The sequence below is a fragment of the Pseudonocardia sp. 73-21 genome (assembly GCF_001899645.1).
Lineage (GTDB): Bacteria > Actinomycetota > Actinomycetes > Mycobacteriales > Pseudonocardiaceae > Pseudonocardia.
Genome location: NZ_MKVV01000096.1, coordinates 1 through 12,868, shown reverse-complemented (window position 1 = coordinate 12,868; position 12,868 = coordinate 1). Strand labels below are relative to the sequence as shown.

At 74.1% G+C, this 12,868-nt stretch carries 15 protein-coding genes; 8 read left to right on the top strand and 7 right to left on the bottom strand.

The window, feature by feature from the left end:
* Positions 1 to 85 precede the first annotated feature (85 nt).
* Both BGP03_RS30620 and BGP03_RS30615 read right to left on the bottom strand, forming a co-directional pair.
* Entirely contained in the window at positions 86 to 547 is a 462-nt protein-coding gene (locus BGP03_RS30620; protein ID WP_298798672.1) for a phage tail protein, read from the bottom strand.
* 516 nt (positions 548 to 1,063) lie between these two features.
* Positions 1,064 to 1,531 (bottom strand): MarR family winged helix-turn-helix transcriptional regulator, encoded by a 468-nt coding sequence (locus BGP03_RS30615; RefSeq protein WP_296374197.1) that lies wholly within the window; start codon positions 1,529 to 1,531, stop codon positions 1,064 to 1,066.
* A gap of 64 nt (positions 1,532 to 1,595) precedes the next feature.
* On the opposite strand from BGP03_RS30615, the gene BGP03_RS30610 reads away from it, so the two are divergent.
* The 4 genes from BGP03_RS30610 (at position 1,596) to BGP03_RS30595 (ending at position 5,156) form a co-directional block, all read left to right on the top strand.
* The gene (locus BGP03_RS30610; RefSeq protein WP_296374199.1) at positions 1,596 to 2,690 is read left to right on the top strand and encodes a substrate-binding domain-containing protein; all 1,095 of its coding nucleotides are present in this window, start codon (positions 1,596 to 1,598) and stop codon (positions 2,688 to 2,690) included.
* A gap of 96 nt (positions 2,691 to 2,786) precedes the next feature.
* A complete protein-coding gene (locus tag BGP03_RS30605; RefSeq protein ID WP_298798669.1) occupies positions 2,787 to 3,074 on the top strand; it encodes a zinc ribbon domain-containing protein in 288 nt (95 codons plus the stop codon).
* 111 nt (positions 3,075 to 3,185) lie between these two features.
* Positions 3,186 to 4,439, top strand: a complete 1,254-nt coding sequence (fmdA, locus tag BGP03_RS30600; protein WP_296374202.1) for a formamidase — start codon at positions 3,186 to 3,188, stop codon at positions 4,437 to 4,439.
* Positions 4,440 to 4,514: 75 nt separating this feature from the next.
* Positions 4,515 to 5,156 carry an AmiS/UreI family transporter gene (locus tag BGP03_RS30595; protein WP_296374205.1) on the top strand — a complete coding sequence of 214 codons (642 nt, stop codon included), beginning with the start codon at positions 4,515 to 4,517 and terminating at the stop codon, positions 5,154 to 5,156.
* A 285-nt stretch (positions 5,157 to 5,441) separates the two neighbouring features.
* Here the strand turns inward: BGP03_RS30595 and BGP03_RS30590 are convergent, their stop codons facing one another.
* Positions 5,442 to 5,705 (bottom strand): DUF1918 domain-containing protein, encoded by a 264-nt coding sequence (locus tag BGP03_RS30590; protein ID WP_296374207.1) that lies wholly within the window; start codon positions 5,703 to 5,705, stop codon positions 5,442 to 5,444.
* Between the two features lie 185 nt (positions 5,706 to 5,890).
* Between BGP03_RS30590 and BGP03_RS30585 the strand changes: the two genes are divergently transcribed.
* Genes BGP03_RS30585 through BGP03_RS30575 form a run of 3 tightly spaced genes read left to right on the top strand, consistent with a single transcriptional unit; the run spans position 5,891 to position 8,720 of the window.
* Positions 5,891 to 6,343, top strand: a complete 453-nt coding sequence (locus BGP03_RS30585) for a BON domain-containing protein (protein ID WP_296374209.1) — start codon at positions 5,891 to 5,893, stop codon at positions 6,341 to 6,343.
* A gap of 17 nt (positions 6,344 to 6,360) precedes the next feature.
* Positions 6,361 to 7,269: a universal stress protein gene (locus BGP03_RS30580; RefSeq protein WP_296374211.1), complete on the top strand. Its 909-nt coding sequence runs from the start codon at positions 6,361 to 6,363 to the stop codon at positions 7,267 to 7,269.
* Complete coding sequence (locus BGP03_RS30575) at positions 7,266 to 8,720, top strand: AAA family ATPase (protein WP_296374213.1); 1,455 nt, start codon at positions 7,266 to 7,268, stop codon at positions 8,718 to 8,720. Before BGP03_RS30580 ends, BGP03_RS30575 begins: the two co-directional genes overlap by 4 nt.
* Positions 8,721 to 8,726: 6 nt before the next feature.
* Here BGP03_RS30575 and BGP03_RS30570 read toward each other — a convergent pair whose 3' ends face one another.
* The 4 genes from BGP03_RS30570 to BGP03_RS30555 are packed head-to-tail and all read right to left on the bottom strand — an operon-like array spanning position 8,727 to position 12,028.
* Positions 8,727 to 10,304, bottom strand: coding sequence for an ABC transporter permease (locus tag BGP03_RS30570; protein WP_298798665.1), 1,578 nt, complete (start codon positions 10,302 to 10,304; stop codon positions 8,727 to 8,729).
* Positions 10,301 to 11,206 (bottom strand): ABC transporter ATP-binding protein, encoded by a 906-nt coding sequence (locus BGP03_RS30565; RefSeq protein ID WP_298798663.1) that lies wholly within the window; start codon positions 11,204 to 11,206, stop codon positions 10,301 to 10,303. The genes BGP03_RS30570 and BGP03_RS30565 overlap by 4 nt, the downstream gene beginning before the upstream one ends.
* Positions 11,203 to 11,412, bottom strand: coding sequence for a DUF1918 domain-containing protein (locus BGP03_RS30560; protein ID WP_296374219.1), 210 nt, complete (start codon positions 11,410 to 11,412; stop codon positions 11,203 to 11,205). Before BGP03_RS30560 ends, BGP03_RS30565 begins: the two co-directional genes overlap by 4 nt.
* A gap of 37 nt (positions 11,413 to 11,449) precedes the next feature.
* Positions 11,450 to 12,028, bottom strand: a complete 579-nt coding sequence (locus BGP03_RS30555) for a hypothetical protein (RefSeq protein ID WP_296374221.1) — start codon at positions 12,026 to 12,028, stop codon at positions 11,450 to 11,452.
* A gap of 242 nt (positions 12,029 to 12,270) precedes the next feature.
* Here BGP03_RS30555 and BGP03_RS30550 point away from each other — a divergent pair, with 242 nt between their 5' ends.
* Entirely contained in the window at positions 12,271 to 12,801 is a 531-nt protein-coding gene (locus BGP03_RS30550) for a universal stress protein (protein WP_296374222.1), read from the top strand.
* Positions 12,802 to 12,868 lie beyond the last annotated feature (67 nt).

Genomic DNA, 12,868 nt, shown 5'->3' with positions numbered 1-12,868 from the left:
CGATCCGCTCCAACCGATCGAACGGAGGCGACGTCGGCGGCCTCCCACCCGCCAGCCGCGTGCACACCCTCTCTGGGCAGTACAGCTAGTACTCGCCCTTGATGACGAAGAAGGTGCCGCGGATGGTTCCGGCCAGCTTCGACTTCTGGGTCGCGAACTTGAACTTCGACGCGAGCTCCTCGGGCACCGGCATCCCGTCCGAGAGCTTGAACCCGACCGCCCGCTTCTTCCCGTCCTCGATGCCGTACATGACATTGATCGAGAGTCCCGACTCGTAGAACACGTACGCGAACCGGGTGCCGTCGGCGACGAAGGACGTGGCCTCGAGCGGACGGGCGGCGATGACGATGTCGCGTTCGGCGAGGATGCGGTGGACCCAGCCGACGGTGTCCGCGGCGTCGCTCGCGGCGTCGACGGTGAAGACGTGGTCGTACTTGTTCTTGAGGTAGCGGGCCTCGTTGGCGCGCAGGCCGGCCAGCGCATCGGCGACCGGGGACGACTCCAGCCCCGCCGTCGAGACGGTGTGGAAATCGACGACCTGCGACACGGGTGCCTCCGACGCTCCGACGATGGGGGCGTCACCGTACCGCCGTCGTGGTTCTGCACGCCCTGAACGACTGGGGCGTCCGACCTGAGCCTCGCCTGCGCGCCTCGGCATCGGCACCGCGCCCACCACCGACCCGCCGATCATGCTGATCCCGGTGGTCGCTCCCGCCGCGTTCAGGCCGGGTCGGTGGTGAGCACCTCCACCGGGGCGAGCGGCACGATGCCCTCGGTCTTCGCCGCGAGAGCGGGGTCGACGGTGACGAGCGCGTGGGCCTGGAGCCGGGTGACGGCGAGTGCCGCAGCGCCTGCTCCTCGGTGAGGTCGCCGCGCCGCACCCGCTCGAACAGCAGCGGCCGGCCCCCCTGGGAGCGGTGCGCAGACCGGCGCGGAGACGACGGACCGGACCGACGACGCCGGTCAGGTCGTCGGCGGGGTCGACGGGAGCGAGCAGGCGCACCACCACCGGGTGGATGCGCTCGACGGCGCCGGCGTGGTCGCGGATGGCCGGAGTGGTTCGCTACGCCATGTCCAGGGACGCCGACCCCGGCACCAGACCGCGGGACAGCCGTCGCAGCAGGTCGTCGAGCTGGTCGGTGTCGGGACCCAGGATCTCGCGGAACTCGTCCTGCACCTCGGCGACGGCGGCGTTCCACCCGGTGAGCGCCTGCCGCCCGCGGGGTGAGGCGGCGATCAGCACGCGCCTGCGGTCCTGCTCGTCGGCGTGCCGCAGGACCAGGTTCGCTGCGACCATCCGGTCGACGAGCTTGCTCAGTTTGGGGGCCAGCAACAGGGCGTGGTCGGCCACGACGTTCATGGGGCTGCCGCCCTGCTCGACGAGGAGCGACAGGATCCGCCACTGGTCGATGCCCGAACCGTGGGCCTTGAGCGCGTCGTCGAGCCTCTGGGTGACGGCACGTTCCACCATGGAGAGCAGCCGAAGGGACTCGTCACCGGCCAGCGGGGACCGGTCCGTTCGTGCTGCCATCGGCGAATGGTATCCCTACGATTGGAGTAGCACGATCGCAGCTGTGGGTGGCTAGCCTGGCCGCATGGCCCCGCCTGCGGCGTCCCACCTCACGGTGCCGCATGCGCGCACCCGGGACGTGCTCAACATGGCGCTCGTCATCCCCCTGCACGGGCCGGCGGGCATCTTCGGCCCCTCCTGCGAGAGCTGCGCCGAACTCGCCGTGGAGGAGATCAACAGCGAGGGGGGCGTGCTGGGCCGCGAGCTGCGCCTCGTACCCGTCGACGGCGGGTGCCCGCCGGCGGAGATCGCCCGGGAGATCGACGGGCTGATCGGCGTCGGCGCGATCGAGGCCGTGACGGGCTGGCACATCTCCGCCGTGCGCGAGGTCGTCGCGCCCGTGATCGGCGGGCGGGTGCCGTACGCGTACACGGCGCTCTACGAGGGCGGCGAACGCGGTCCCGGCGTGTTCATGACCGGCGAGACACCCGACCAGCAGCTGGGCCCGGCCCTCGACTGGTTCGCCGAGTCGGCGGGCGTCCGGCGCTGGACGATCGTCGGTGACGACTACGTGTGGCCGCGCAGCTCCGCCCGGGCGGCGCGGCGGTACCTGCGCCAGATCGGTGGCACGGTGTGCGACGAGATGTACGTGCCGCTGGGCACCACCGACTTCTCGGATGCGCTGCGCAGGGTGGAGGCGAGCGCCTGCGACGCGGTGCTGATGCTGCTGATCGGCCAGGACGCGGTCGAGTTCAACCGGGCCTTCAGCGGGTGGGGCCTGGACCGGGACGTCCTGCGCTTCAGCTCGCTGATCGACGAGAACGTCCTGCTCGCCTCCGGCGCCGACAACACCCGCGGGCTGATGACCTCCGCGGGGTACTTCGAGGATCTCGCCACGGCCGCCGGGCTCGACTTCGCCGCCACCTACTTCCGCCGGTTCGGCCCCGACGCGCCCGTGCTCAACAGCCTGGGCGAGTCCTGCTACGAGGGCGTGCGGCTGCTCACCGAGCTCATGCGCCGCGCCGCCTCGTCGCAGGTCCGGCCGATGATGTCGGTGTCCGAGGGGCTGTCCTACGAGACCCCCCGCGGCACCGTCGAGCTGCGTGACCGGCACCTGCGACAGGCCGTGTTCCTCGCGGTCGCCGACGGCGTGTCCTGGGACGTCATCCAGCGGCTCTGACGCGCGTCCGAGCCCGTTGACACCGTCACGCCCCCAGAGTACTTTCCGTGGAAATTGTTTCTGAGGATGGCGACAAGCACCCGGAGGGCTGGGACCATGGCGAGATACGGGTATCGCTGCACCATCGACGGCCCCCTCGAGATCACGCTGCCGATCGGCACCGCCCCGGCCACCGTGGCGTGTCCGTCCTGCGGTGAGACCTCCGCACGCGTCTTCAGCGCGCCCATGCTCGGGCTCGCCGACCGCGGGCGCATGGCCGTGATCGACCACTGCGAGACGAGCCGGGACGCACCGGACGTCGTCTCCACCCCGGCGGGCACCCCGCGCCGGAGCACGCCTACGGCGCCGCCGAACCCGGCCTTCGCCCGCCTTCCCCGCCCCTGATCGAACCCCGCGACCGCCCCGGGCATCCGTCCCGGTGGCGGCGGTTCGTGCACGGCAGTGGGTGGACGCCGGCCCGGCGTCCACCGTCACCGCTCGATGGAGGAGTCACGCATGCCCGAAGTCGTGTTCCCACTGGACTCGATGAAGAAGTTCACCGAGCAGCGCATCGTCGGCCACAACCGGTGGCACCCCGACATCCCGGCGCTCGTTCAGGTCAAGCCGGGCGACACGTTCCGGGTCGACTGCCGCGAGTGGTTCGACGGCGCCATCCACAACGACGACTCCGCCGACGACATCCTGCACGCCCCGCTGGCCGGGGTGCACGTGCTGTCGGGCCCGATCGCCGTCCAGGGGGCGGAGCCCGGTGACCTGCTCATCGTCGACATCCTCGACGTCGGCCCGATCCCCCAGGAGGACACCGGCCCGCTGGCCGGCCAGGGCTGGGGCTACACGGGCGTCTTCGCCACCGGCAACGGCGGCGGCTTCCTCACCGAGCAGTTCCCGGACGCCTACAAGGTGATCTGGGACTTCCAGGGCGGAAAGGCGACCTCCCGGCACGTTCCCGGGGTGTCGTTCACCGGCATCGTGCACCCGGGCCTGATGGGCACCGCCCCGTCGGCCGAGCTGCTCCGGACATGGAACGCCCGCGAGGGTGCCCTGATCGCCACCGACCCGAACCGGGTGCCCCCGCTCGCCCTGCCGCCGCTGCCCGACTCGGCGATCCTGGGCAACCTGCGCGGTGACGAGTTCGACCGCGTCGCCGGCGAGGCCGCCCGCACCGCGCCGCCCCGGGAGAACGGCGGCAACCAGGACATCAAGAACCTCACCAAGGGCTCCCGCGTGTTCTACCCGGTGTTCGTCAAGGACGCGAAGCTCTCCATGGGCGACCTGCACTTCTCCCAGGGCGACGGCGAGATCACCTTCTGCGGCGCCATCGAGATGGGCGGGTTCATGGACCTGCACGTCGATCTGATCAAGGGCGGCATGGCCACCTACGGCGTCAGCGAGAACGCGATCTTCATGCCGGGCAACGTCGACCCGCGCTACGACCAGTGGCTCGCGTTCTCCGGCACCTCGGTGACCCTCGACGGCGAGCAGCGCTACCTCGACTCGCACCTGTCCTACCAGCGGGCGTGCCTGCACGCGATCGACTATCTGCAGAAGTTCGGCTACAGCGACATCCAGGCCTACATGATCCTCGGCGCTGCGCCGATCGAGGGCCGCCTGTCCGGGGTCGTCGACATCCCGAACTCCTGCTCCACGGTCTACATCCCGACCGCCATCTTCGACATCGACGTGCGGCCCGGCAAGAACGGGCCCGCACAGATCGACCCGGGCATGGGTGTGCCGAAGGCCACCGCCTGACGGTCCGGCCCACCGGACGCGGGGGCCCGGCCTGCCCGGGCCCCCGCGTCCTCCCCTTCTCTGAGAGGTGCATCCATGGGATCCGTGGGACTGCTGTTCGTCGGAGCCGTGCTGTTCATCAACGGCGCCATGCTGCTGGGCTGGGTCGACGGGAAGTCGGCGGCGCCGATGAACTTCTTCGTCGGCACCCTGCAGATCATCACCCCCACCTACCTGATCTTCACCGCCAACGGCGATGCCGACACCATCCTGTCCGCGGCCGGGCTCTACCTGTTCGCGTTCACCTACCTCTACGTCGGGCTCAACCTCAGCTTCAACCTCGACAGCACCGGCCTGGGCTTCTTCTGCCTGTTCGTGTTCGTCTCCGCGCTCGTCTACTCCGGACTCAACTTCGTCCACTTCGGCGACCCCGGGTTCGGGGTGATCTGGCTGTACTGGGCGTTCCTGTGGCTGCTGTTCTTCCTGGTGCTCGGGCTCAAGCGCGAGGGGCTCAGCCGCTACACCGGCGCGGTCTGCGCCATCCAGGGCTGGGTCACCGCATGGGTCCCGGCGTTCCTGCTGCTCACCGGCAACTACGTCGCGAACAGCACCGCGATCGCCATCGCGCTCGCGATCATCGCCGTCGTCGTCTTCGGCGGCCTCTACGTCACGATGGGACGGCGCAGCACACCCGTCGCCCCGGCCGTTCCGACCGGCGGCGGCCCGGTCGCCGCGTGAAACCGGGGCCCCGCGCCTCCCGGTCACCGCCCGGCGGTCCCGCTCGGCGCGTATCCGTGGCGGTCGGGGTCCCGGCGGTGCGCGCGGCGCAGCAGCGTGCTGGTCCACGGGGGTGGGTTCTCGGTGGCGCACCACCGGGCCCGGGATGGCGGCCGGGTCGGCGGGAGAGATCGGACCCGGCTCGGTGGCGGTGGCCGTCAGCGGCCCGTGCCCGCGGTGGCCGCGGCGTCGGCGGAGCCGTGGTGACGGCAGCCGCCGGAGGTCCCGTGGCCCCCGGGCCGGCGGTCAGACCGCCGGGAACAGACCGAACGCGCCGGAACCCGGTTGCGGCCACTCCGCCGCGCTCTCGATGCGGGCCTCGGGCGGGGGCAGCACCACGGTGTCGTGGGTGTCGCCGAACCAGCGCACCCGGTAGTGCACCGGGCCGGGCCCGCGCAGCACCGCGACGATGCGGCCCCACCTCCACATCCGCTCGAAGGGTGGCCCCGGCACCACCAGCCAGTCACCGACCGGCGGTTCCCCGTGCGGCACGTCCTGCTCGTCGTCCATGACCTCCAGGGTGGCCCGGACCCACGGTCGCCGTCACCGCCGGAAGGCTCGCCCGTGCGGCCCGATGGACCCGGACCGGCGGGACCTACGGCGCCGGCGGCCGGGTGAGGACCCGGTCCGTAGGGACCGGGACGGGGGGACCTCGGACCCTGGCGGGCGCCGCGCCGGCGACCGATCCTCGGTCCATGACCCGAAGAGCCGCCCGCCCCGACGACGAGCTCCGCGCCGCGGTGGCCGACGCGATCGGCGACACCGTCGGCGTGCACCCCGCGCACCTCGGGGTGTCCGCGACCGACGGCACCGTCACGCTCTCGGGCGAGGTGGCAACCCACCCCGAGCGGATGCTCGCCGAGCGCACCGCGCTGCACACACCCGGCGTCGAGGCCGTCGCCAACGAGGTGACCGTGCGCAGCCGGGGCGCGACGCCGTCGACCACCCGGATCGCCCGCGAGGTCGCCGCCGCACTTCGCGACGTCGACGGCGTGCCACCGGGTGCGGTGGCGGTGGCCGTCCACCACCGGTCGGTGATCCTCACCGGGACGCTGGCGGAGCAGCCCCTTCGGGCCGCGGTCGAGTACGCCGTCCGACGGGTACCGGGCGTGGTCGGCATCCAGAACCTGATCCGGACCCGGAGATGACGCGAGAGGAGCAGGACATGGACAGCACCACCCGCGCCGCGGGACCGGAGCTCGTGGTCGGCGTCGACGGCACCGCCACCGCGCTCAACGCCGTCGCATGGGCGGCGGTCGAGGCCCGGTTGCGGGGGCGCCCGCTGCGGATCCTGCACGCCGCGCCCTACGCGACGCCGCCCGGCCGGGCCGGCCGGCACCGGGCCGAGGCGATCCTCGCCCACGCCTTCACCGTGGCGCACCGCACCGAACCGGACCTCGCCGTACGCACCGAACTGGTCGTCGAGCAGCAGCCCGCAGCGGCTCTGCTGGCGGCGGCCGAGGACGCGGAGCTGCTCGTCGTCGGCATGGCGGGCGGCCGGCTCGACGAGGTGGTGCTCGGGTCCGTCGCCGTGGCCGTCAGCGGCCGGGCCTCCTGCGCGGTGGCCGTCGTGCGCGGGCACCGCTACGGCCCCGAGACGGGGAAACCGGTGCTGGTCGGTGTGGCCGCCGCCGACGACAACGGCTCCGCCGACGACATCGACGCCGCGGCGCTGTCCGCCGCCTTCGCCGCCGCGCACCGCCACGGTGCGGGCCTCGTCGTGCTGCACGTCCACCTCCTCCCCGAGGACGGCCCCGACCGCCGGCAGCTGGAGCGCCGGATCGCCCCGTGGCGCACCCGGCACCCCCGCGTCCCGGTGGAGATCCGGATCGTGCCCGGACACCCCGCCGAGCAGCTCGTGCTCGCCACGTCCGGGGCGCGGCTCGTCGTCGTGTCGACCCGCGGCCGCGGCCCCGTCGTGCGCGCCCTGCTCGGCTCCTGCAGCCGTGCGCTGGTCAAGCACAGCGACTGCCCGGTCGAGGTCGTGCCGCGCACCACGGCCCCGCCGGGGGACGAGCTCGTCGCCGTCCCCGCGTCGGCGACCGACCCGCACGACCGCTCACAGCTGTGGTGACGGCGCCGGTCGCCGTGCACGAGACCCACGTCGGGATCGTCGTGCTGGTCGGCGACCGCGCCTACAAGATGAAGAAGCCGGTGCGCACCGGCTTCCTCGACTTCGGCACCCCGGAGCTGCGCGGCGCGGCGTGCCGTCGCGAGGTGGATCTCAACCGGCGGCTCGCGCCCGATGTGTACCTGGGTGTCAGCGACGTCCTGGAACCCGACGGCAGCGCGGTCGCCGACCATCTCGTCGTCATGCGGCGGATGCCGGCCGACCGCTGCCTCGCCACGCTGGTCACGACCGGCGCGCCCGTCGAGCGGCACCTGCGGGGGATCGCCCGCGTGGTCGCCGCCTTCCACGCCCGGGCCGACCGCAGCGTCGCCATCTCGGCCGACGGTGGGCCCGACGCCCTGCGCCGGCGGTGGTCGGCGAACCTCGCCGAGCTGGCGCCGTTCAGCGGGACCGTCCTCGACCGGGACCTCGTCGCGGCACTCGACCGGCTGGCCACCCGCTTCCTCGACGGCCGCGAGCCGCTGCTGCGCGACCGGCAGGACCTGGGCCACATCGTCGACGGGCACGGCGACCTCACCGCCGCCGACGTGTTCTGCCTCGACGACGGCCCCCGTGTGCTGGACTGCCTCGAGTTCGACGACCACCTCCGCCACGTCGACGTCCTCGACGACGCGGCGTTCCTCGCCATGGACCTCGAACGCCTGGGCCGCCCCGACCTCGCGGAGTCCTTCCTGGACGCCTGGGCCGAGTTCTCCGGCGACCACGCCCCACCCGCGCTGCGCCACCACTACGTCGCCTACCGGGCGGTCGTGCGGGCGAAGGTCGCCTGTCTGCGCCACCAGCAGGGCGACCCGTCGGCCGCCGCCGACGCGGTCGACCACGCCACGCTCGGACTGCGGCACCTGGAACGGGGCGCGGTGCGACTCGCGCTGGTGGGCGGGCTGCCCGGCACCGGCAAGACCACCATCGGCGGGGCGCTCGCCGACCGGTTCGGCGCGGTACTGCTGTCCAGCGACCGGATCCGCAAGGAGCTCGCCGGCATCGACCCCGACCACCCGGCGCCCGCCGCGTACGGGGAGGGCCTCTACACCGGGCAACAACGGTCGGCCACGTACCGCGAGCTGCTGCGCCGCGCCGGTGTGCTGCTCGCGCGCGGCGAGTCCGTCGTGCTGGACGCGTCGTGGACGTCGCGGGAGCACCGCGACGCTGCCGCGGAGCTCGCGCAGCGGACCGGCAGCGACCTCGTCGCCCTCCGCTGCGTGACGACCGCGGCGACCGCGGCCGCCCGGATCGCCGGCCGGCCGCGCGGCATGTCCGACGCGACGGCCGCCGTCGCGGTGGCGATGGCGGCGGACACCGACCCCTGGCCGGAGGCGACGCCCGTGCGGACGGACGGGTCACAGGACCCGCACGAGGCCGCCGCGGCGGCCTGGCACGCAGGCCCCCTGCGCTGACCCGGATCAGGCGAGGTCACGCCGCCGCAGTGCGGCCAGACCCGCGACGGTCAGGCCGGCGGCGACGGCGGTCAACCAGACCAGGGGGACGACCGAGAAGGCGCCGCCGGGCAGGTGCGGGACGTGCGTGAACGGGGAGAGGTCGAGCACCCACTGCCGCAGCCGCAGCAACGGCCCGAGCTCGGCCACCAGCACGGCCCCGGCGAGCAGCACCCACACCGCGGGCGCCGCCCGTGGCGCGAACCCGACGAGGGCGAGGGCCACGGCGGCGAGCACCCACACCGCCGGGACCTGCACGAGCGCCGCCCCGACGAACCGGGGCACCCCGGCCCACGGCCGCCCGGACCGCGCACCGTCGGCCACGCCCACCGCCGCCCCGGCCACGGCCATCAGCAGCGCCGATCCTGCGGCGGCGACCAGGACGTGCCCGCCCGCCCAGCGGATCCGGCCCACCGGCCCGGACAGCACGGCCTCGGCGCGACCGGCCTCCTCCTCGCCGTGCAGCCGCAGGACCGACGCCACCGCGAATCCGGCCGCGAGCAGGCCCAGCACACCCAGGTCGGTGGCGACGACGGCGTCGGTGAGCGCCTGTCGGCCCCCGAGCTGCCGGATGACGTCCTGCAGCGCCGGGTTGTCCAGCAGCCCGGCCACGGTGGGGGTGAGACTGCCCAGCAGCGCCGCGACCAGCACGAACCCGGCCGTCCACGCCGCGAACGGACCGCGCTGCAACCGCCAGGCGAGGGCGAGCGGGCTGCGCAGGTCCGGCCCGGTGGCGGGCCCCGGGCGTTCGACGAGGATCCCCGTGCCGAGGTCGCGGGAGGCGTCGAGGCGGTCGGCGAGCACGCCCAGCACGAGCGCCGAGGCGAGCGGGAGGGACAGCAGCCACCAGCGCTCCCCCGCGTAGGCGCGCACCAGCTGGGCCCAGCCCAGCGGTGAGAGCCACGTCAGCCAGGCGGGCCCGGAGGCGTCGCCCGCGGCGCGGAGCAGGAAGGCCACCAGCAGTGCCGCGACGGTGAGCCCACGCGCCGTGCGGGCACTGCGGGTGAGCTGCGCGGCCACCGCGCCGACGCCCGCGAACACCACGCCGCACCCGGCCCACGCGGCCCCGAAGGCCAGCGATCCGGCCACCGGAAGGCCCGACGCCGCCAGCGCCACCGCGCTCAGCACCCCGACGACCAGGGCCGTGCCGACACCGACCAGGCCCGCGACGGCCAGCGGCACCCCCCTCCCCAGTCCCGTCGAGCCGAGAAGCTCGAGCCGTCCCACCTCCTCCTCGGTGCGGGTGTGCCGGATCACGGTGAAGCCGGTCAGCACGGCGAGCAGGGCCGCACCGGAACCGGCGGGCTTCCAGATCGCCAGCGCGCCCACGGACGTCGGGTCGTAGATCGGGCCGTAGAGCGCCAACAGGGACGGCGTGCCGTTCACCGCCAGCGCCGTCGCGGCCACCGAGGCCCCCGTCGGGTACAACGCCACCACCGACGCCGCCGAGGACGCGGCGACGACCACGAACACGATGATCCACGCCGGGAGCAGGACGCGGTCCCGGCGCAACGCCAGTGCCAGCAGGGTCCGGGTGCCGGTCACGGGACGGCCGCCGGTGGTGCGGGGCGCGCGTAGTGGCGGAGGAAGAGCTCCTCCAGGGTCGGCGGCCGGCTGACCAGGCTCGTGATCCCGGCGTCCGCCAACGCCCGGACCAGGCCGTCGAGGGCGCCCGCGTCGACGTCGCAGCGGATGTGGTGCCCGGTGACCTCGACGCCGTGCACGCCGGGCAGCACGGAGAGGTCGGGCGCGTCGCCGGCCAGCTCGGCGACCACCTCGGTGCGGGTGAGGTGCCGCAGCCCGGCCAGCGTCCCGGACTCGACGGTGCGCCCCGCGGAGATGATGCTGACCCGGTCGCACAGCGCCTCCACCTCCGAGAGGATGTGGCTCGACAGCACCACGGTGCGCCCGGCCCGGCGATGCTGCCCGATGCAGCGCCGGAACTCCTCCTCCATCAGCGGGTCCAGGCCGGCGGTGGGCTCGTCGAGCAGCAGCAGATCCACCTCCGAGGCCAGCGCTGCGACCAGTGCCACCTTCTGCCGGTTGCCCCGGGAGTAGGAGCGGCACCGCTGGGTGGGGTCGAGGTCGAAACGGTCGAGCAGCTCGGTCCGGCGCCGGGGGTGCAGGCCGCCGCGCAGCCGGCCGAGCAGGTCGATCACCTCGCCGCCGGTCAGGTTCGGCCACAGCGCGACCTCGCCCGGCACGTAGGCCAGCCGCCGGTGCAGGGTGACCGCGTCGCGCCACGGGTCGCCGTCGAGCAGACGCACCGTGCCGGCGTCGGCCCGGAGCAGCCCGAGCAGGATCCGCAGCGTGGTGGTCTTGCCGGAACCGTTCGGCCCCAGGAAGCCGTGCACCTCACCGGTGGCGACCTCCAGGTCCAACCCGTCCAGCGCCCGGATCCGGCCGAAGGACTTCACCAGCCCGGAGACGACGATCGCCGGGGTCATGTCGGGAGCGCCGCTCGCGGGCACCGCAGTTGCGCGTCCGGAGGAGGAACCACGATCGTCTCGTGCTCGTCGTCGAGCCAGCGCACCCGGAACGGTGGGGTCCCGTCGGGATGCAGCAGGGCCACGACCCGACCGCGCCGGCCGGTCGCACGGCCGGGTTCGGGCGGGACGATCAGCCAGTCCCCCACGTGTGCATGCACGATCATCGCCACTCCTTCTCGATCGTCCGGGGCCCGCGACGGTTCATCCGGCGCCTCCGCTCCACCGCGGCCCTACCCGCTCCCACTCCCGCTGCCAGGCGTCGGCGTTGCGGATGTCGATCAGTCGTCGCCCGCCCGCCCAGAGCAGGCCCAGCAGACCGCCGATGCCCGCGAGCAGACCCAGCCCGCACGCCACACCCAGGAACGCCGCGTCGACCGGCCCTGCCGGGGCGTGCACGACCGCGCCGCCGCGATCGGTCCAGATACGCACGGTCGACCCCGCAGCGCTGCCCGGGTCGGCCGGGACGGGCCCGGTGCGGGCTCCACCGTCCGGTCCGACCCAGCGGGCGGCCACGTACACCGGTCCGGTCGCTCCGGCCCCCTCCCCGATCAGGACGGGGGCGTCCACGAGCAGCACCGCGTCGACCCGCGTACGGGTGGCGGCCTCGAGCCGGCCCCGGTCGAGCGCGCCGGCGTCGACGCCCCAGCCGACGAGCACGGCGACGAGGACCCCGATCAGCCCGCACACCATCAGGAGCCACACCACGACGTCCTCGACGACGTCGGTGCGCCTCCGCGGCAGCCGGTCACCCGACCGCATTCCTCCCCGCACGACACCCATGTCCGCACCTCACCTCCCGGTCGTCCGCCAGCATCCGGACGGCCGCCGGCCACGACCAGCACCGGATGACACCCCGCGCGCGGACCGATGGTCCCGACCGCGTGGGACCGACGGGGCTGGCGACCCGGTGGCCGGGACCTTCGCCCGCCCGCGGCGGGACCTGCGCCGGTGCCGACCCCGACGGACCCGCGCCACCGTGGGGAACGGCCACACCCGTGGCCCTTCCGACCGGAGGTCACGCCATGGACCAGCGCAGCGATCGCATCGTCGTCGGGCTCGACGACTCGGACGGAGGCCGGGCCGCGTTGCGGTTCGCACTCCGGGACGCGGCCCGGCGGGACGCCTCCGTCGAGGTCGTCGCGGCGTTCGAGCCGCCGGAGCACTGGGCGGCCACGTTCGGCGGCCTGGCCGCCCGCCCGGTGGCCGGCATCGACGACGTCCGGATCGCCGTCCGCGAGCACGCCGTCCGTGTCGTCGACGAGGTGTGCCGGCAGGTGGGCTCGAACGGTCCGGCCGTCGCGGTGTCGGCGGTGGCGGGGGCCGCAGGCGAGGTGCTGGTGAACGCCGCCCGCGAGGCCGACCTGCTCGTCGTCGGGACGCGGGGGCACCGCGGGCTCGCGAGCGCGGTGCTGGGCTCGGTGAGCCTGCACTGCGTGCTGCACGCCCCCTGCCCGGTCACCGTCGTACGCCCCGATCGGGCCGCGGACGACCATGACCATTCCTCTGGGCAGCCGGGTAACGCGGCCGTCGAACACACGGCGGTATGGGGCTAGGACGCTCCTGAAAAAGCCGGTCGTGTCGGTCCTGGCCGGGACGGTCGGGGCTGGGAGGATCGGTGGG